At 48.2% G+C, this 19249-nt stretch carries 24 protein-coding genes; 1 reads left to right on the forward strand and 23 read right to left on the reverse strand.

All coding sequences use genetic code 11. From position 1 onward, the window contains the following. Window positions 1-20 precede the first annotated feature (20 nt). The 12 genes from KNO76_RS08455 to KNO76_RS08510 form a co-directional block, all read right to left on the reverse strand. On the reverse strand, window positions 21-824 hold the full coding sequence (locus KNO76_RS08455) for an alpha/beta fold hydrolase (protein ID WP_214884672.1): 804 nt from the start codon (window positions 822-824) through the stop codon (window positions 21-23). A 77-nt stretch (window positions 825-901) separates the two neighbouring features. Next, window positions 902-2014, reverse strand: a complete 1113-nt coding sequence (locus tag KNO76_RS08460; protein ID WP_214884674.1) for a M14 family metallopeptidase — start codon at window positions 2012-2014, stop codon at window positions 902-904. Window positions 2015-2100: 86 nt separating this feature from the next. After that, window positions 2101-2499 carry a hypothetical protein gene (locus tag KNO76_RS08465; protein ID WP_214703365.1) on the reverse strand — a complete coding sequence of 133 codons (399 nt, stop codon included), beginning with the start codon at window positions 2497-2499 and terminating at the stop codon, window positions 2101-2103. A gap of 114 nt (window positions 2500-2613) precedes the next feature. Next, complete coding sequence (locus tag KNO76_RS08470) at window positions 2614-3081, reverse strand: flavodoxin family protein (protein ID WP_026825350.1); 468 nt, start codon at window positions 3079-3081, stop codon at window positions 2614-2616. 56 nt (window positions 3082-3137) lie between these two features. After that, window positions 3138-3578, reverse strand: coding sequence for a hypothetical protein (locus KNO76_RS08475; protein WP_214884676.1), 441 nt, complete (start codon window positions 3576-3578; stop codon window positions 3138-3140). Further along, complete coding sequence (locus tag KNO76_RS08480; protein ID WP_214703362.1) at window positions 3575-4225, reverse strand: SIMPL domain-containing protein; 651 nt, start codon at window positions 4223-4225, stop codon at window positions 3575-3577. Before KNO76_RS08480 ends, KNO76_RS08475 begins: the two co-directional genes overlap by 4 nt. Window positions 4226-4298: 73 nt before the next feature. Next, window positions 4299-4469: a hypothetical protein gene (locus tag KNO76_RS08485; protein ID WP_161634147.1), complete on the reverse strand. Its 171-nt coding sequence runs from the start codon at window positions 4467-4469 to the stop codon at window positions 4299-4301. 23 nt (window positions 4470-4492) lie between these two features. Then, window positions 4493-5029 carry a DUF2812 domain-containing protein gene (locus KNO76_RS08490; protein ID WP_214884678.1) on the reverse strand — a complete coding sequence of 179 codons (537 nt, stop codon included), beginning with the start codon at window positions 5027-5029 and terminating at the stop codon, window positions 4493-4495. Continuing rightward, on the reverse strand, window positions 5026-5349 hold the full coding sequence (locus tag KNO76_RS08495; protein ID WP_214884679.1) for a PadR family transcriptional regulator: 324 nt from the start codon (window positions 5347-5349) through the stop codon (window positions 5026-5028). Before KNO76_RS08495 ends, KNO76_RS08490 begins: the two co-directional genes overlap by 4 nt. A 381-nt stretch (window positions 5350-5730) precedes the next feature. Further along, window positions 5731-5901 carry a hypothetical protein gene (locus KNO76_RS08500; RefSeq protein WP_214699646.1) on the reverse strand — a complete coding sequence of 57 codons (171 nt, stop codon included), beginning with the start codon at window positions 5899-5901 and terminating at the stop codon, window positions 5731-5733. Window positions 5902-6040: 139 nt separating this feature from the next. Beyond that, a complete protein-coding gene (locus KNO76_RS08505; protein ID WP_483297390.1) occupies window positions 6041-7048 on the reverse strand; it encodes a tRNA dihydrouridine synthase in 1008 nt (335 codons plus the stop codon). Window positions 7049-7132: 84 nt separating this feature from the next. Continuing rightward, window positions 7133-7747 (reverse strand): TetR/AcrR family transcriptional regulator, encoded by a 615-nt coding sequence (locus tag KNO76_RS08510; protein ID WP_214884681.1) that lies wholly within the window; start codon window positions 7745-7747, stop codon window positions 7133-7135. A gap of 202 nt (window positions 7748-7949) precedes the next feature. Between KNO76_RS08510 and KNO76_RS08515 the strand changes: the two genes are divergently transcribed. Beyond that, window positions 7950-8894 carry a DUF5692 family protein gene (locus KNO76_RS08515; protein WP_214884682.1) on the forward strand — a complete coding sequence of 315 codons (945 nt, stop codon included), beginning with the start codon at window positions 7950-7952 and terminating at the stop codon, window positions 8892-8894. Between the two features lie 133 nt (window positions 8895-9027). On the opposite strand, the gene KNO76_RS08520 is transcribed toward KNO76_RS08515, so the two are convergent. From KNO76_RS08520 to gatA, 11 genes are all read right to left on the reverse strand, one after another. Beyond that, on the reverse strand, window positions 9028-9468 hold the full coding sequence (locus tag KNO76_RS08520) for a hypothetical protein (protein WP_214884683.1): 441 nt from the start codon (window positions 9466-9468) through the stop codon (window positions 9028-9030). A gap of 39 nt (window positions 9469-9507) precedes the next feature. Next, window positions 9508-10320 (reverse strand): DUF4839 domain-containing protein, encoded by an 813-nt coding sequence (locus KNO76_RS08525; protein ID WP_214884685.1) that lies wholly within the window; start codon window positions 10318-10320, stop codon window positions 9508-9510. A gap of 142 nt (window positions 10321-10462) precedes the next feature. Further along, window positions 10463-10936, reverse strand: a complete 474-nt coding sequence (locus KNO76_RS08530) for a hypothetical protein (protein ID WP_214884688.1) — start codon at window positions 10934-10936, stop codon at window positions 10463-10465. Between the two features lie 105 nt (window positions 10937-11041). Further along, complete coding sequence (locus KNO76_RS08535) at window positions 11042-11578, reverse strand: GNAT family N-acetyltransferase (RefSeq protein WP_214884691.1); 537 nt, start codon at window positions 11576-11578, stop codon at window positions 11042-11044. Between the two features lie 122 nt (window positions 11579-11700). Then, on the reverse strand, window positions 11701-12108 hold the full coding sequence (locus tag KNO76_RS08540) for an ester cyclase (RefSeq protein ID WP_214884694.1): 408 nt from the start codon (window positions 12106-12108) through the stop codon (window positions 11701-11703). Continuing rightward, complete coding sequence (locus tag KNO76_RS08545) at window positions 12105-13016, reverse strand: SDR family oxidoreductase (RefSeq protein ID WP_251127946.1); 912 nt, start codon at window positions 13014-13016, stop codon at window positions 12105-12107. The genes KNO76_RS08540 and KNO76_RS08545 overlap by 4 nt, the downstream gene beginning before the upstream one ends. Before the next feature lie 241 nt (window positions 13017-13257). Beyond that, window positions 13258-13677 (reverse strand): MarR family winged helix-turn-helix transcriptional regulator, encoded by a 420-nt coding sequence (locus KNO76_RS08550; protein ID WP_214884703.1) that lies wholly within the window; start codon window positions 13675-13677, stop codon window positions 13258-13260. Between the two features lie 197 nt (window positions 13678-13874). Continuing rightward, window positions 13875-15236, reverse strand: a complete 1362-nt coding sequence (gene rlmD, locus KNO76_RS08555) for a 23S rRNA (uracil(1939)-C(5))-methyltransferase RlmD (protein WP_214884705.1) — start codon at window positions 15234-15236, stop codon at window positions 13875-13877. Window positions 15237-15291: 55 nt separating this feature from the next. Further along, window positions 15292-16290, reverse strand: coding sequence for a diacylglycerol kinase (locus tag KNO76_RS08560; RefSeq protein WP_026825339.1), 999 nt, complete (start codon window positions 16288-16290; stop codon window positions 15292-15294). Between the two features lie 63 nt (window positions 16291-16353). Continuing rightward, complete coding sequence (gene gatB / locus KNO76_RS08565) at window positions 16354-17784, reverse strand: Asp-tRNA(Asn)/Glu-tRNA(Gln) amidotransferase subunit GatB (RefSeq protein WP_214884708.1); 1431 nt, start codon at window positions 17782-17784, stop codon at window positions 16354-16356. A gap of 12 nt (window positions 17785-17796) precedes the next feature. Next, the gene (gene gatA / locus KNO76_RS08570) at window positions 17797-19239 is read right to left on the reverse strand and encodes an Asp-tRNA(Asn)/Glu-tRNA(Gln) amidotransferase subunit GatA (RefSeq protein ID WP_214884713.1); all 1443 of its coding nucleotides are present in this window, start codon (window positions 19237-19239) and stop codon (window positions 17797-17799) included. Window positions 19240-19249: the final 10 nt, after the last annotated feature.

Consider the following 19249-nt stretch of genomic DNA (forward strand, 5'->3'; position numbering starts at 1 on the left):
CCCCATTAGGAGGCCAAAAATTATTGAACAAACTGTAGTAGCGTATCGTTAAATTTCTCTCGTTCGTCGAGCACGGTACCATGTCCGCTCTCTTCGAAACGTTCGATTCGTGCGTTCGGAATGCCTTGTTCCATCTGTTCAGCGAACGCGAACGGACAGATTTTGTCATGTACCCCATGGATAATCAACGTTTCGACATCAACCTTCGGCAGGGCATCGCGTAGATTTTCGTCACGTAACGCCTGTGCCGAGGCGATCGTACCATGGCTCGACGCGACGAGCGCAAGGTGGTGGAACCAGTTTTGCATCGGTTTCGAATGTTCTTTCTCGAAGAAGATTTCCCCGAATCCTTCAAGCATCTTCGGTCGGTCCGCTCGAGTATCCTCAATCAAGGCATCGACTTCATCGGTCGTCATTCCATATGGATAGTCTGAACGTTGTGTGAAAATTGGCGCCGCGGCTCCAGCTAATACTAACTTTTTGAGACCGTCCTCTTTATAATCTGCCGCATATCGGACCGCAATCGCCCCGCCCATCGAGAACCCGACGAGCGTGAAATCTTTCAGGCCAAGTCCGTAAACAACCATGTGCACGTCCGACGCCATCGTTTCATAATCATATCCCGTTGCCGGGGCATCGGACTTCCCGTATCCTCTGAAGTCAATCCCGATATAGCGATATCCTGCCTCCACGAGTGCATTTTTCTGATACTCGAACATGTTGTTGTTCGCTGGCCAACCGTGTAAGAAAACAATCGGTTCCCCAGAACCGACGTCTTCGACATATAAATTCGTGCCATCGTGTGCTGTAATGTATCCCATCATCAACCCTCCACTATTTCAATGTTAAGCGTAAACACTCACAACCTTCTTGTTCCCGTTTCCGACTCCAAAAAACCCTACTATGCGTCACGCCAAAGTGACTCTCCTTTTAAACAGCCTTCGATAGCTGTCGCACCTTCCCGCAACACGGCTTCCCGCCAGATCGGATTATCCGGATAAAACATTGCCATGAACTCATTTTGAATCCCGTTACGTGCTTCAGGGTCTTTCGTTCCTTCAAAGTACAGCCGATTCTCTAAGATAATCGTGAGAAATTCACGAATGGAGGCTTTCGTTGAAGTCCCGAACGTCCCGAATTCAAACAATGCGGAGACGAGTCCCTTGTCCGGATATTCCGTGTCGCGTACATAGTAAAAATGATTGGTCGAGTCTCCGAGTACCTTATCCGGATCATACACGTTGACGTTGTCGATACCGTACGCCTGTTTCAATTCTTCTTCAGTTCGTCCGTCTCGCCTACTGATGACCATCGTGACCTCATTCGTTGGTCCGAGTGCCGTATGCCAGTCCATGTGCACCACTTTCCCGTAGCGTTCAAGCAAATCATGTTGAACTCCTTTCAAGAAGGTAGCTGACGACTCGTCTTTATCTCCTCCATAATAGACACCTTTCGGGAATTGGTACTGCCCCATTCCTTTCGCCCCACTCATCGCTTTGAATCCGTCGAGTTTGATTCCAGAACCGAGGAATGAATAAATCTGTTCCCTTGCTTCATGGTAGTCGTCAATCACCCCATCCGGAACGAATAAATGGCGCATCAGTTCATATTCACGATTGACGTTGTACGAAATCGATTCACGGTCGATGACGTAATTTCGATTCAAGTCAACATTGTGCTCATTGACCCGCCGAAAGTGTTTCATTCCCCACGGATTGACGGCATGGATGAGACAAATGCCGGTCGTCTCATGTCGTACATGTGAGAGTTGCGTCCGAACGAATTGGTGAGTCACCGCAGCACCCGCATATCCTTCAATCCCATGTTCTCCAATCGTCATGAGGAGCATTGTTTTGCGATCCCGTTTCGGCTCCCCTAAAATGACGTCGATACTTTCGTCCCCAATCGAATGCGTCAACAGCTCTGCCTTCGGATAAAATCGTTTCACCTCAGACAGTAAATTCATAAATTTCTCTCGTGATTCTTCATAGGATGATGAAAAATATTGGCTCATCACACTCTCCTCCAATCTATACTTTCTACACCCATTCCCATCCTACGGCAATCTAAAAACGCTTCCTTCAGAAGGAAGCGCTACTGTCAAGGTGTCCGGATCCGTTTCGTATGTTGGCGGCGGAATGCCATCAGATAGAAAATAGGAGCAATCAGGACGGCACCGAACAACCAATACAGACCGGCATACGCATACAATCCTTCAAATGAACGGAACACCCAAGCGAGAACGGTAAAAGCGACAATCAACTCAATGGTCCATAGCAATCCCCGACGAACCGCTAACATCATCGTGTTCGTTTTTTGAAAAAAAGCTGCAACGAAGGTAATCAAGAATGCTGGAAAACTCGAGAGCCACATCATTCGATTCAACGAACTCTCGGCAAAGTACGAATTTCCGAGAGAGATGGTGATGAGGAAATGCACCAAAATGACTAACAAGACGACAATCCAACCGACGAATACATCACGTTCCATTTTTCTCATCACAACCAACTCCTTTTCGGTAGGTTTAGATACTTAATATTTACCCGCTTTCCAAAATCTTTTGTCCGATTCCATCAAAAAAACGCATCCCGATAATGGAATGCGTATCACTAATTAATTCACCAACTCTCGCGCCCACGCTTTCGCGCGTTCGAGTTCGCCTTCTTTCAACATCTCCGTCTCCCCATCAACCAAAAACGATTCTTTTTGAACGTTCGTTGCGCCTTTTTCAATCATTTCCCCTTCGACGCGGTTTACCGCATGACCGAACCAGTCGATGATTTTACCGAGAATCGGATTTTGTTTTTCTTTGACGACACTCGTATCAAACGCAGCCGTCTGCTTCCCTCGTAGGGCATTGTCTGAGATTCCGTCTAAAAACACTTTAATGTCCTCGGTTTCATACCCTCCATGCGTCGGTGAACCGATCACAACGAGATCAATGTGCGCGAGATCTCCCAATCCGATATTCAATACGTGTTCCATACGTGCTTCATGCCCCTTTGACAGTTCTTCCTGCATCGCATGGGCAATCTTTTCTGTATGACCATATAGTGAGTCAAAAATAATCAAGATGTTCATCATGAATCCCCCTTTGCCGAACCTTTCTTTATTTCCCTTCCCATTTCCACGTTCGTTCATGCCTCTTTTTTGTACAGCGAACTTCGCTTGTAGAACGTCCAACTCAACATCACAATGCCCATTCCAAGTAGGCCGTAACCGCAGAATTGGATAAAGTCACGTGAATGGTACGGTGCTTCGAATCGATACTCCGCTCGTTTCCATTCTGAGCCGTCTTCGACCGCGATGACGTCCTCCACGGACTCCCCGTCGACTTCACGGTACACTGTCCCGATCGGATATCCGTTCGAGGCATTCCCGTAGTATCGTCCCGTCTCATCGTTGACCGTTGTTCCCACTTCACCGATCACGTCACCGAGCGAACCCTCATCGATTGTTGTGTCGAGCACTTCATATGCGTTTCGGTCGAACACGACAAACGTATAGGCAAAGGAAAGAGCAGATACGGGCAGCGTAATCGAGAGTGAAACGAGAATCAAGAAAATCAGTCGCCTCATTTCAAGCTCCAGACAAATGTCGCCGAATCACTGACATCAATGTCATCTGGCTCAAGTTCAGGCATCCGTGATTCCGAATAGACGATGTCCTGGCTATAGAGGACGTTTGTAGGCGAAAACAGATGAATCTCCCCCCACGTATAGTCAATTTGAAGCAAGTCCCCGAGTTCGGCGCCTGCTCCTTTCGCAAGGAGTTCCGCTCGTTTCTTCGCATTTTCCGCAGCGTTCACCAATAACTGATCTTCAATCGCATTTGGGTCTTTCATCGTGAAGCGAATCGAGAGTGTCGGATTTGCCCGAGATTGACTGATTTGTTCGATGACGTCCGATAGTTTGGACGTATCGAGCGCAAATTCGAGCTTCGTCTTCTGTTTACAGACATATCCGACAAACCGCGACCGATAATTCTCATCTCGATCGCGATAGCTCTCATATTCCGTATCGATAGAAAAGTCACTCGTTTTGAGTTCCGTCTTGTCAAAACCCGCGCGCGTGATGGCTTTTTGAAGATGGGACACCGCACTTGCTGCCTCGGTCATCGTATCTTCGTATCGTGGCGCTTTCGAGACGAGGTCCATGTGAATCACAATCAAATCCGGTCGAGATGAGACGTTCCCTGTCCCTTTAACGGTAATCTTCCGTTCCATATTGATCCGCTCCTCTGTCGTTTGTTATACAGAAATTCGGTACACACTTCAGATTTCCCTTTTTACAAAATAGTCATTTTTTCCAAATCGATGCAACAAGCCCTCCGACATATCCTAGCATCGCTCCGCTCGCGATCCCGTACGTCAACTGAACACCGAAGAAGAACGAGAGGATTACACCGAGTGTCGTCCCCGCAATCAATCCAAAACAAATGATACAGTCTTTCCATTCTGGTGAATCCATCTTGCTCCTCCTAACCCATGCGCTCAATCTGACGACTTCATCTCTCCAATCGCTTTGAGACCTTTTAGCGTCCTGACTTTCCGAGTATGATGTTGTACCGCATAAGCCAACATTGCGACGACAGCTATGTTCAATAGGACGGTCCACTGCGCATATGGATTGGAAAGATTCGCTACCACCACAACAAAGTTGGCGGCTAGCACTGCGCCATACAGTTGGATGATTCGTTTTTCTCGCTGAATCATCGAATCAAAATCCGAATACAATTGGAACGGTCCGTCACTCGTTCGTTTTCGTAAGAAGATCCACCGATACGAGGTGTCGACCACTTCGATGCCCACTTCATCCAGGAATGCCATGTACGCCTTCGACTCAGGGTGAGAAGGTAAGTTGGACAACAGTTCGATTCGATAGGTGTACGTCCCAGGTTCAACTTGTTTGAACACATATCTCATCAAACGAAAGGATTCGAGCGCCCATCCGGTTTGAGCCATCTCATTGAGCCACTTCTCTTCCTTCTCATAATCAACAAATATGCGATAGACCGTTTTCGTCTTCATGTATCCAACTCCTTCGTCCATTCATGACCATGTCGCACCAGTTCTTCTAGCCGATTTAATTCTGACCGGAGTGCCTCTCGACCAGTTTCCGTGATCTCATACTCTTTCTTCCGCCCTGTTCCTTCGAGTGCCTCAATCCAGCCTCTTTCGACTAAACTACTAAGAGCCCCATATAATGTACCGGGTGCAAGCTGAACTCGCCCATGACTCAGTTCCTGGACAAATTGCATTATGCCGTACCCGTGCCTCGGGACTTGCAGGGAGAGTAATATATAATAGACTGCCTCGGTTAATGCGCCTGTACTTGACTGTTGCGTCACGTATCCTGCTCCTTTGTATCGTTATTCGTTATATCGCCATCCGATATATCAAAAATATCCTATTTCTGGTTATAAGGCAAGAGTCATGACAAAATATATTCATTCTCTATATCTAGTCCAATCATTTGTACAACCCGGGGAATCGTGTCTCATCTGATGGAACATGAAAAACAAGGACCCAGTATGTACTGACCCCCTGTGCTGCACTTCATTGTTTCCCACAAACATTGAATGACCTACTTCATTATTTTCTTGTTTCAATCGACCCGTTCTGGCATAACGTTGTTCTAATTTTTTTGAGACTTGAGGTCACTCCGATTGTTCGTCATAAATTGGAATTCACTCATATATAAACCTCCTGACCTTTGATTATCTTATGCTTTATGATTTCATCGTACGAATGGAGATGAAAAGCCCAACCCCATATCCGATGATTGAACCGATGACAATGCCATACATAAACGGAAAATCGACTAACAAAGAGATGATTATCCCGCCAGCCGTTCCAAACACAAGGCCAAGCCCGACTGCTGATTCACGCCATTCGTTCATGTTCACCCCTCCTCTTCCTTCCATTTATTTCATACGAATCGATCGCATTAAACGTTTCATTTTTCCCATCCTATTCCTTCCTACTTTTTCTTTTTTGCACACAAGAAAGGGGTTCAGCACAACTGAATCCCCTCAAAAATTATTCGACTGTCGAGACCTTCTCGGCGAGCGCTGCCTCTTCTTCATGATATTTCTCGACAAAGGCATCAAGTAGCGCCCGTACCTCATCCGTCGATTTCGTTTCCATCAAGTTATGACGGAGCTCGCTCGCCCCACGGAATCCTTTGACATAAACCTTGAAGAAACGGTGCAAGTTCGAAATCGAACGTGGCACGTCTTCTTGGAACTTATCTTGAAGGTCCAGTTGCAGACGCAATAGATCGAGATGTTCTTCCATCGAGTGCTCGCGTGGCTCTTTCTCGAATGCGAACGGGTTCTTGAAAATCCCGCGACCGATCATGACGCCATCGACCCCGTATTTCTTAACGAGCTCGAGTCCCATTTGACGGTCGAGGATGTCTCCATTGATTGTGATGAGCGTATCCGGTGCGATCTCGTCTCGTAGCTTCACGATGTCCGGGATCATTTCCCAGTGCGCGTCGACTTTACTCATCTCCGAGCGTGTCCGTAAGTGAATGGACAAGTTGGCGATATCTTGTTTCAAGATATGCGTCAACCAGTCACGCCACTCATCGAGCTTCGAGTAGCCGAGTCGCGTCTTGACGCTGACCGGGAGTCCACCGGCTTTCGCTGCTTGAATGAGTTCGGCTGCCACTTCTGGACGGAGAATGAGGCCGCTCCCTTTTCCGCGTTTCGCGACGTTCGGTACCGGGCAACCCATGTTGATATCGAGTCCTTTATAGCCCATCTCAGCCATCCCGATACTCATTTGACGGAAATATTCCGGATTGTCTCCCCAGATGTGGGCGACCATCGGCTGCTCGTCCTCGGTGAACGTCAAACGGCCACGGAGGCTGCCTTTCCCTTCCGGATGGCAATAGCTGTCCGAGTTCGCGAATTCCGTAAAGAAGACGTCCGGGCGTCCCGCATGGGCGACGACATGACGGAAGACGACATCGGTCACATCTTCCATCGGGGCAAGTATAAAGAACGGACGCGGAAGGTCGCGCCAAAAGTTTTCTTTCATCGTAAAATCAGTTCCTTTCATCCATACAGTCCAACAAAATCACTCATCTATTCTATTATGTCCGTCGGATTGTATCAACTGACATTACTCATGATCCGTTTCTTTCGAGTGAATGAGTTGAAAAAAGTTCGGGAACCCTTCGGTCAATAAATAATGAAGCACACGATTCGTATATTCCGGTTCAATTGTTCCCGTCCGAAGTAGGGTCTGGAGGACCATCCCATCGATCCCGGCCATCGTCCACGTGGCGACCGCCCGAGTCATCGGTCCTTGTTTGACACCGTAAGCCCGTACAAAAATGGCCTCAATCCGTGTGATCCAATCTTCATACTTCACTTTGAACTTCTGTTGAATATCTTCATTTCCAATCATCGCTTCATGAGCAAGATAAAACTGGAGTCGGCTCTCCGCATCCTTTTGAAACCGTTCCTGCATGCCTTCATAGATTTCCTGGATGATCACGGCCGCTTCTTTTTGATCGTCATGGGAGACGGTCTCAATGCGTTTGACTTCTCCAAGTCCCTCGTCCATCACGTCATATAGAATCGCCTCTTTGGAGGTGTAGTAATGATAAATCGCACCTGTACTGAATCCGGCCCGCTCCGCAATCCCTCGGAGTGTCGTGCCTTTGATGCCCTGTTCGACGATGATTTCACGCGCGGCTTGTAAAATTTTCAACTTTCCTTCGTTCATCATCATCTCGCACCCTCCTCTGTTTTTCATCGCTCATTATATCATAATGATGTGGTGAACTTTCGACACTTCCGTGTGAGCCCGCGACTTCTATTGACAGCGCTTACAATATATTGTTACACTTTTCACATAAGCATAACGAACGTTCGGTATGTTTATCCATTGCATTTATTTCATATCATCTCATTTTCGAAAGGAGTGTCGTTTTATGTTTTTCTTTGAGTCGATTCCTTGGCATAACGTCGTCATGTGGTTCGTCGTACTTGGGCTTTTGATTGGGTTGAATGAGTTCGTCCGTTCCGGTAAACGAGCGAGTCAACTCCTATTCATCGCGCTTCCAATCGCCTTGACTCCGATTTGGCTGTTCGTCGTCGAATCAGAAATAACGTCTTGGTTCCATTGGGTGAAAGTGTATTCCGCATTGACCGGCGCACTAATTTATATGGTCATCCGCTTCACGAACTACCATAAGAAGCACCCTTGGTATTTAGTACTCGTTCCAGCCATTCTCGCTATCAATATCATCGAGGCGGTCATCCGGGAATTTCAAGTCGGATTCATGGGATTTGAAGGGGTCGTCGATGGCATGTACTATATCTCCGGTGGTTGGAACTACGTGAACGCCGTCGCCGGTATTTTGAACGTCCTCCTGATCTGTGGATGGTTCGGCATCTTTGCGACGTCCGGTAAGAAAGTGGACATGATTTGGCCGGACCAGACGAAGTTGTGGATCATCGCATACGGGATTTGGAACATCTCCTATGTTTACTCTTGCGCTCCCGGCAACGCATTCTATTCCGGATTCGCGTTGAATATCGCCGCAACGATTCCGGCCCTTCTTTGGGCGAAAGGTACGTGGATGCAAAACAGAGCCCAGACACTCACAATTTGGATGATGTGGGTCATGACGTTCCCTTACTTCTTTGCGGTCGGTAGTACGTTTAACGTCAGCGTCTCCTATAACCCGACAGCGAACTGGACGCTCGCAATCATCAGTCTCGCTCTAAACGTCGTCCTCGCCGTCATGCAGGTGTCACGCATCGTCAAACGACGTCTCAATCCGTTGAAAGATGAGATGTGGACCGATACCGAAGAATATAAACAAGTCGATGCGTTACGAGAAACAGAATCACCTAATCCAAAGACAGCATGAAAACACCCCATAGCAGTGGAAACTAAATTCCACTTGCTATGGGGTGTTTTAAGCAGAAGAAATGATAACGGATTATCGATCAAAACAAGACGTCGCGAGAGCAGTCGCCCAACATGTAGGACTTACGATGTCTTCAAAATGATTCAGATCCATACATTTCTTCGATCGGCTCGTCTTCCCATCGGATGACGAGCTCACTTGAATGGGATAGACTCAGCTCCACCGTCTCACATGTCGTATCGGTCAACCACATGCAACGGAATAACAGCTGGCGATAACCATACAACTCATCTACGATTTCGAAGCGTCCCGTTTTGACGAACTGACTGAGTTGCTCGATTGGACACATCAAATAGGTCGTTTCACCAAAGCGTGTAAGTGACGAAGAATCCCGGTTCACGTTCGAAATCGTCACGGTAGCGCGGCCTGTCCACACAGGTTCTTTCTTGAACAAATCACGGATTCCATCCGCAAATACGAGACGTATCATCGAACCGGTCACTGCCGCTTCTGTGATGACCGCATCATGTAAGGAAAGCGGGACGCTTCTGTTTCGAATCGTGTATTGTTTCATCGAATTCCTCCTAAATTTACATTTTTGGACGAATCACACTTATCTCATTTGGATAGAAATAGGATCAATTAAAAATAATTCAGATGCCGTTTCATACTCCACCACTTCAGCAGTGATACGTATATTGTGACCAATTCCAAAAGGGTCTGGAATATTTTCGCCCGTTAAATTTAAGCCAGAGTAGTTTACATTACGGAGCTGAAAATTGGGGCCTGGTGTTTCGCCTTCTGTGTAGTCACCCACAAGTATCAAATAATCGAAGCGAGTATCATAACTTCCATGTTTATTTACATATGCAGTATGTGCATCGAATTCAATTACGCTACCTTTATATTCTTTTGCAAAATCTTGAAGCAATGGGTCAGACTCGAAATCCACACTTAATACAGCATTTAATTCTTTATTATTATCTCTTGTCAGCGTTTCTGGTTCTTCTTCAGTTACCTCTTCAACTTCTTCATCATTTTTCGAACTATCTTTTTCGTCTTCAGAGCTATTGCTCTCACTTGATTCATCATTTTCAAATGTGTGATATGTGATGATAATTTCTTCATCTTCTGAAACCCATTGTCCTTCAGAGTAATCAGTTTTCCCACCTATAGAAACTTCTTCAATTTCTCCATCTTTTGTAATCCAACCAGTAACTAAGTCCTCAATTGCTTTTGTTTTAATATCTTTGAATCCACTTTTTTCAAGGTCAGCAATCACTTCTTTATAGTTTTCGCCTTCATAATAGCTAGCAGATGTAGAAATCTTTATTTGACCCTCGTGATCACTTGCCTCATCCCCACATCCAACTAGAATTGAAATCAGACTAAAAATCATTATGCCATTTAAAATTTTTCTGTTCATAAGTCATCATCCTCCTGAAAATCGAATCGTCCATTAATAAAGTATGGCAATAAAAAGATTAGATTTCCACAAGAAGATTATATTTTAACTTATTTCCATTTTATACTTTCTGAAACACATAGTTCTCCACTTGTTTCGTATATCAAGGACCTTTCATTGCCTTCTTCACTTCTGCGATATCGACGTCTTTCCCTTTCGGTAAATGGAAATACTCGTCGAGCCCCGTCTGAACGAGTTCATTCGTACTTCCCATGACCCCAATCAATTCGAACGCCTTATCGAACCGCGCCAACGTCGCGTCTCCATGACTATCGTTACAAAGCAAGATGCCACCCGGCTTCAAATACTGTTTCGTCGCCTGCCCGACAAATCCCGCATATTGCGAGATGACCAAATCGACCGGTTCGATGTCGAGCGGCTGCGTATAGTCTTGACCAAAGAATTCAATGGTACACGGCTCATCATATTCCTTTCTTTGATCAATCAGTTCCTGTACCGTTTCGAGTTTCTTGAAAAAGCGAATCGCCCCTTTGAAACTGTCGACATAGATGACGTGCGGGATGACGAAGGACGGGGCGATATCGACGTGACTTCCGGGATAGAGCGCCCGCTTCACGTCAAAATGTTCGCAATCGTTTCATACATGCGCTTCCGGTCCCCGATCTTTTGTGCATACGCCTCATATGTTTCTGTCACCTGTTCATAGTTCATCGGTATCCTCCTAATATAAGTATCCGAGCAAGTCGAGTGTCCCTTCCGTCCATTGCATTTCTCCTACCGGCTTCACCATCAATTCGTCAAATGGTGCCTCCCCAATCCCTCGTGTCGTCTGGTTTTGGTCATCGATTTGAAGCCACATGCATGTGTTCGATACCGTATGAAACCCGATCCGTTCGTAAAGGTCCGATCGGTCAGCGAATAACAGGAGAAATTCGATCCGATGCTCGTTACCGAGAGCAATCACCCGTTCCATCAGCGCTCCTCCGATCCCGCGTCCTTGCCATTCTTCTTGAACGCATAAGTCGATAATCCCGAGCACTCGAATCGGGTCCCCGTTCAAATTCATCACGCGAAAGTCTAAACCGACTTGCCCGATGACGTGCTGCTGTTCATCAAATGCAATCAATCGAAGATGCGGCAACTGCTTGAAGTAGCTTCGTTCATGATAAAGTGAATCAAAAGACTTCATGAGTAACTCGGTCAACTGTTTGTCGAGTGCCTTCCCGATTTCGAACTCCATCATCTGTTGAATATTCATGTCATTCCCCCGACTATACGTTTTCGATCATACATTCATCATATCAGACATACTCTTTGTTTCTTTGGCGACGAACAAAAAAACACTTATGTTTGAGTCATAAGTACTTTCCCATTTCACCATCACTTTGTTTTAGGTCGTTTCACCAATAACTCGCCCATCAGTTCAGAGACGACCCACTCCTCAACAATCAACCCTTTTTGGAAACGGGAGACGACCATGTCCACCCATTCGATCTGTTTCCCGCTCGCAGGGATGCCCATCATGTTTTCTTGATGTGTCCCGACAAGTGTACGCTGCCACGTGACAGTATCTTCTGTCTGAACGAGTACCTCGACCTTCTTCACCTTGACATCAGGAAGCGCAGTCTTCATCTGTTTTGAGAAACGTCGAATGAATGCATAGCCTTTATACGTCCGTTCCCCTGCATGCGCGACATATTCTGTAGCGAACACTTCGGGGACGACTTCCATCTTTCCGAGCTCCATCACTTGATACGCCGCAAAACGAATCTGTTCCTCTCGATTCATACGTTCGCCTCCTTCAGGTCAAATAGATCATTTGTTGAATCTCCATCGTCTTTTCGCTCGAACTCATGAAGATGAGCTTTGGCGAACTCGAAAAACGTCCGTGGTTCGTCCCTTGTCAACTCTTTGAACGTATGTGTAATCGCCTTTGCCGTGCCAAGGCGCGTCATCAAATAAAGAGCCATCGTTACGTTTACGTACTCTGGGCTAAGTCCCCGTTCGTTGATATAGCGTGAGCGGTAGTGAAGCATACTCGGCTTGGCATAGGTGATTTTTTCCCCAGTCAATAAGGTTAGTTGGTTGGCGATGTCCACGTAATCGAGTGCTTCAGGACCCGTCAACGTATAAGCCACATGTTGATGAGCGTTAGGGTGCAGGAGAACATGAGCGATCGCTTTACCGATATCTTCAGCATCGATAAAACTCACCTTACTGTTACCGGCAGGAATGAATATCTCACGATTCTTCCTAATCTCTTCGGCATGGACACCAGTTAAGTTTTGCATAAAGAAACCTGGGCGAATGTGCGCGTAAGGAATCGATGCCTCCTCAATCATTTTTTCGATTTTATGGTGAGGCGGGAACGGATTTCGTTCAACCCCCATCAACGATAAAAATGAGACGAGACGCACGGATTGTGCCTTCATCGCTTCTACAAACGGTCGAAAGACTTCAGCGTCCCCAATCTGAGGCGGTCGCATCAAGAATACGCGGTCGACGCCATGTAACGCTTCTTCAAACGTACTCGGATCCTCGAAATCCAATCTGACCGCTTTCATCCCCGGATAGCTCTTTTCTAGTTCTTTTATGCGATGTCCTGCCACCACAACGTCTGAATCTCGACCGTTCAAATAGTTGACGACATGTTTCCCTACATTCCCCGTCGCTCCAGTCACGAGAATTGAACCCATCAACCCTTCACTCCTTGCATTCATATTTTAACGCCTATCATCCGATGAACGTGTCCTTGATGATATTTTTCTTTCGTATGCCTCTGTCTTTCAAACGTGTTGAAATCAATTTTGTCATCGTTGGTGAGCTGACAACAAAGTAATTTGCATCATTGTGATATGTCTGAACGTATATCTCGAAGGACACGTGAAAATATTTTCTTCCGGTCATGAGAATAGAACGATTTCTCTTTGCATCGAATCACATGTCATCAAAGCGTTTCATCAGTTTGACTAAATACGCTTTCATGTTAGACACTTCCTCTTCAGTGAACGCTTCAAATACCGTTTCATTCACTTCATCAGAAACACGTCTCAGCTCGTCTACAAGTTTTAAGGTTTCTTCGTTCAGCTTGAGGTACGCAGATCGCTTGTCATGTGGATTCTGCACTTTTTCAACGAAGTCGTCCCTTTCGAGCCTATTGATGATTGCAGAGATGGTCGGTCGGTCGGACTCTAATCGCTGCGCAACTTCTGCTGACGTGATGTTCCCATTGTGAGCCGTGATTTGATTCAGTACCGAGAATTGCGTAGCTGTCAGATTATACTCTTGCAATCGTTTGTCTAACGCTCCCTTTAAAAATCGTGAGGACTTAATCAACAAATAAGACAAATTTTCCAAATAATCACCTTCTTCATTTCGTTCTCGACATTCTTTGGACCCGCTCCCAAAAAAGCGACACTTCTCATATCATATAGTTAGCTTACTTATTATAAGTATACTAACTATATGGGTGTATATCAAATCAAAATGTATCTTCTGAAAAAGAGGGCCTGTCATTTCGCAATAAGCAACATGACAAAGCCCCCTCGAATCTCTTATTCTACTTTCTCCAACCACGCCACTGTCTCCACATGCGCTGTATGCGGGAACATGTCGACCGGTGTCACTTCCATCAAGTGATAGCCACGGTCGGCGAGGTAACGCATATCACGCGCTTGTGTCGCGACGTTACAAGAAACGTACACGATTCGCTTCGGTCCCATCTCGACCATCGTCTCAAGAAACGACTCGGCACATCCTTTACGTGGTGGATCGACGACGATCACGTCCGGATTCACGCCATCTTTCTTCCACTGTGGGAGCATATCTTCCGCCGCACCACATGCGTACGTCACGTTGTCAATCTCATTGACGAGTGCATTTTGTTTCGCGTCCTCAATCGCTTCCGGGACGACTTCGACGCCGTAGACGTGTGCCGCTTTACGCGCGAGGAAGAGACTGATCGTCCCGATACCGCAATAGGCGTCGACGACTTGCTCCGTACCTGACAGTCGTGCGTACTCCAGCGCCTTCCCGTACAACTTCTCCGTTTGGACCGGATTGACCTGAAAGAACGAGTGCGGAGAAATCGTGAACGTGAGTCCTGCGATTTTATCCTCAATCGTCTCATGGCCGTAAAGCAATTTGTTCGTCGGCCCGAGGATGACGTTCGTCTTGTCCGGGTTGACGTTTTGCATGATCGACGTCACGTTCGGGAGACGCTCGACGATGTCGGCGACAATCTCATTCACGCCTTTTAACTTCGTCGTCTTCGTGATGAGGACGATCATCAGTTCACCCGAATGGTACCCGTAACGGGTCATGACGTGACGGATGACACCGCGTCCTGTCTTCTCGTCATACGCCGGCACACCGCGAGCATCCAATACGTCACGGACGACTTGGATCGCCTTGTCATTGCGCTCATCTTGAATCAAACATTCGCTCATCTCGACAATGTCATGCGAACGAGGACGATAGAAGCCCGAGACGAGACGGTCCCCTTCTTGTTTGAACGGGACTTGTGCCTTGTTGCGGTAGCGCCAAGGTTCCGGCATCCCAATCGTGTCATGGACCGGTACGTCGAACTGACCGAGACGCTTGAGCGCATCGACGACGCGTTCCCGTTTTTGGCGAAGTTGACCTTCATAACTGAAGTGTTGCAGCTGGCAGCCGCCACACTGATAAAAGATCGGGCACGGCGGCTCGACCCGATCGGCACTCGCTTCTTTCACGTTCAACAATCGGGCGAACCCGTACTGCTTGTTCGTCTTCGTCACGACGATTTCGACCGTCTCTCCCGGCAATGCGTTCGGGACGAACAGCGTATAGCCGTCGACACGCGCCACACCCGCCCCTTCATGGGTCAGGTCGTGGACATGCACATCGAGACGGTCATTCTTTTTCACTGGTAGCATACGAATGCTCCTTCCATTGCAAATAGGAATGACTGATGTCGTCATTCCTATCTTTTCACTCTGCTTTATCGAGCGAAACATTGAACAATTGCTTGATCATCTGTTCGCGTTCATATTGTGCATTCAACTCTTCCATCTCGCGGATCCGGGCGTTCGGCGCGAGCACCGTCAAATGACGGAATAAGTTCCGCATCTCCCCTGTACACTCCCCGCCGTACTCGCCGTCGATGTTCAAACTCATCGGCTCTGTCGTCTTCATCTTGACGCGACTCGTCTTCACATGTTCGACGAGTGAGCTCGATAAATGCTCTCCACGGAGGAGTAAGCGGACGACATGGATGAATTCGAACAAGTTACATTTCCGCAAAATGAACAAGTCGAATAACCCGTCATTCAACGATGCGTGCGGTGAGATTTTTTCAAATCCACCGACCGAGTTCGAGTTCGATGTGAGAAAGATCATGACTTCCCCTTGGAACGTTCCTTCGTCGTGTTCGAGCTCGATGTACGTCGGTTTGATGAGTGGTAGCTTCTCCATCCCTTTTACATAATACGCAAGCTGACCGAGCGCCGTCTTCAACTTCGATGGCACCTCATACGAGAGCTCGGTCATGATCCCACCGCCGGCGATATTGATGAAATAGTGGATGTCACCTGTCTCTCCTTCGATTTCCCCGAGGTCGACCGGCATCTCGAAGCCGTCACAGATGACGTCGAGTGCACCGACGACGCTCAGTGGAATCCGCATCGCCCGAGCGAAGTCGTTCGTCGTCCCGACCGGAATGAGACCGATCGTCGGACGATTCTCAAGCGGCGCGAGCCCTGAGATGACTTCGTTCAATGTCCCGTCTCCGCCTGCGGCGATGATGAGATCGAACTCGGCCGCTGAGGCCCGTTTTGCTTCGAGCGTGGCATCACCAATCGCTTTCGTCGCATACGTCGACGTCTCATAACCCGCATCCTCGAGGCGGTTCAAAATGTACGGGAGTTCCCGTTTGATCACTTCTTTACCAGATGTCGGGTTATAAATGACCCGCGCACGTTTCCGTTGCATATTGATTCTCTCCCCTATGCTCAACTCGAGCGAAAAGCGAGACACAAGTGTCTCGCCGCCTGCTTAGCGTTTTGCAATCTCTTCGTGGAACAAGCCATCGAGGAGTGCCGGGTTCGCCATCCCTTTCGTCTGTTTCATGATTTGCCCGATGATGAAGCCTTTCGCACGGTCTTTCCCGTTTTTGAAGTCTTCGATCATTTGTGGATGCGCCTCGAACAATTCGAGGATGTAACCACGTAACAAGTTCTCGTCCGAGATTTGGGCGAGCCCGTTCGCTTCTACATATGCTTTCGGCTCAGCCGCTTCTTCCATCATCGCCGTGAAGACACGCTTCGCGATTTTCGATGAAATCGTCCCTTCCGCGATCAAGCGGATGAGCTCTGCGAGTGATTCCGGCGTCAACTTCATCGTCTCAACCGTTTCATTTGACTTGTTCAAGTGACCGAGCACTTCACCCATGAGCCAGTTCGCTGCTGCTTTCGGTTCCGCTCCAGCCGCTGTCGTCGCTTCGAAGAAGTCCGAGAACTCACGCGTCGACGTGAGGGCTTTCGCGTCGTATGCCGAGAGACCGTATTGGCTCATGTAGCGTTCACGACGTACTGCCGGCAACTCTGGAATCGTCGCGCGGATGCGCTCTTTCCATGCCTCATCGATTTCAAGACGGACGAGGTCCGGCTCCGGGAAGTAGCGGTAGTCCGCTGCCCCTTCTTTGACACGCATGAGAATCGTCTTTTTCGCAGCTTCGTCGTAACGGAGCGTCTCCTGACGCATGACGCCACCTGAGAGAAGCAATTTGCGATGACGCGTCTCTTCATAGTCGAGCGCCTTCAAGACGTTTGAGAACGAGTTCAAGTTTTTGAGCTCCGTCTTCGTCCCGAACTTCTCCTGCCCGTATGGACGGACCGAGATGTTACAGTCACAGCGAAGCGACCCCTCTTCCATCTTGACGTCCGAGACGCCAGCGAACGAGAGGACTTCTTTCAAACGTTCGAGATACGCGACCGCATCTTTCGGTGAGCGCATGTCTGCCTCACTGACAATCTCGATGAGTGGTGAACCGGTCCGGTTGAAGTCAACGACCGAGTGCTTCTCGCCCGTGTGATTCATCTTTCCGGCATCTTCTTCTAAGTGCACGCGTTCGATGCGGAATCGTTTCATCTCTCCGTCGACTTCGACGTCAACGTGACCGTTCGAACCAATCGGCTTATCAAACTGCGAGATTTGATACGCTTTCGGCGTGTCCGGATAGAAGTAGTTCTTCCGGTCGAACTTCGTATCTGTCGCAATCTCACAGTTGAGTGCCATTGCCGCCTTGATGGCGAGGTTGACCGCTTCTTCGTTCAATTTAGGCAAGACGCCCGGGTGTCCGAGACAAATCGGGCACGTCTGTGTATTCGTTTCGGCACCGTAAGTGCGTGAGCAGCCACACCAAATCTTCGACTTCGTGCTCAGCTCGGCGTGCACCTCGATCCCGATGATCGTTTCAAAGTTCATCGTAAGTCCTCCTTAGAGCTGTGGCATCTTGAAACCGCCGTTTGCTTGTTCAAAAGCATGGGCCACGCGGTAAAGTGTTGATTCATCAAAGTAGTTCCCGATAATTTGAAGACCGACCGGAAGTCCTTCTGAAAGACCTGCCGGGACCGAGATGGCCGGGATACCGACCAAGTTGACCGGAATCGTCATGATATCGTTCGCATACATCGTGAGCGGATCGTCGAGTTGTTCGCCGAGTTTGAACGCTATCGTCGGTGCCGTTGGTCCAACGATTGCATCATACTCTTCGAACACTTTCGCGAAGTCCTGCTTCATGAGGGTACGAACTTGTTGTGCTTTCTTATAAAACGCATCGTAATAACCAGAGCTGAGCGCATATGTCCCGAGCATGATTCGGCGTTTGACCTCGTCACCGAAACCTTGTTCACGCGAATACGTGAACACTTCGTCGAGCGTGTCTGCTTCAGCGCGGCGTCCGTAACGGATACCGTCGAAACGAGCCAAGTTCGAAGAGGCTTCCGATGATGCGAGCAAGTAGTACGCCGAGAGGGCATACTTCACAGACGGAATCGAGACCGTCTCGATCGTCGCACCGAGAGACTTGAGCGTCTCGATCGCTTTTTCAATCTGTTCACGGACGCCAGGTGCGACACCCTCTGCCATGAATTCTTCCGGAAGTGCGAACTTCATGCCCGTCAAATCTTGGTTGAGCGCTGCCGTATAGTCCGGCACCTCGACCTCTGCTGACGTGGAGTCCATATCGCAATGTCCCGCGATCGTATTCAATAAGTAAGCATTGTCTTCGACGGTACGCGTGAGTGGACCGATTTGGTCGAGTGACGACGCGAAGGCCACGAGGCCGAAACGTGAGACGAGGCCGTATGTCGGCTTCATCCCGACGACACCACAATACGCGGCCGGTTGACGAATCGAACCACCCGTATCCGAACCGAGGCTAAAGAGGACTTGCCCAGCTGCGACCGATGCCGCTGAACCGCCTGAAGAACCTCCTGGTACACGTGTCGGGTCCCAAGGGTTTTTTACTGGTTTGAACGCGGAATTCTCGTTTGAAGAACCCATCGCGAACTCGTCCATGTTCAACTTCCCGATTGTGACGGTACCGGCATCATGAAGACGCTCGACGACTGTCGCATCGTGTGCCGGGACGAAGTTCTCAAGGAACGTCGAGGCACATGTCGTGCGCATCCCTTTCGTGACGATGTTGTCTTTCACACCGATCGGCATGCCGAAGAGTGGATTGTCTGACGTTTTCGCCAGTTCATCCATGCGTTTCGCCTGTTCGAACGCATCTTCGTTCAGTGTCAAAAATGAACCGATTTGATCATCTGTCGCTTCGATTCGGTCGAACGACTCTTTGACGAGGTCCGTGACCGTGACTTCGCCTTCTTTTAATAGCGTGTGCAGTTTCGCTACACCGTGGTCAAATAAACTCATGAAAGGCCTC

This window comes from Exiguobacterium sp. s101 (assembly GCF_018617835.1).
Taxonomy (GTDB): domain Bacteria; phylum Bacillota; class Bacilli; order Exiguobacteriales; family Exiguobacteriaceae; genus Exiguobacterium; species Exiguobacterium marinum.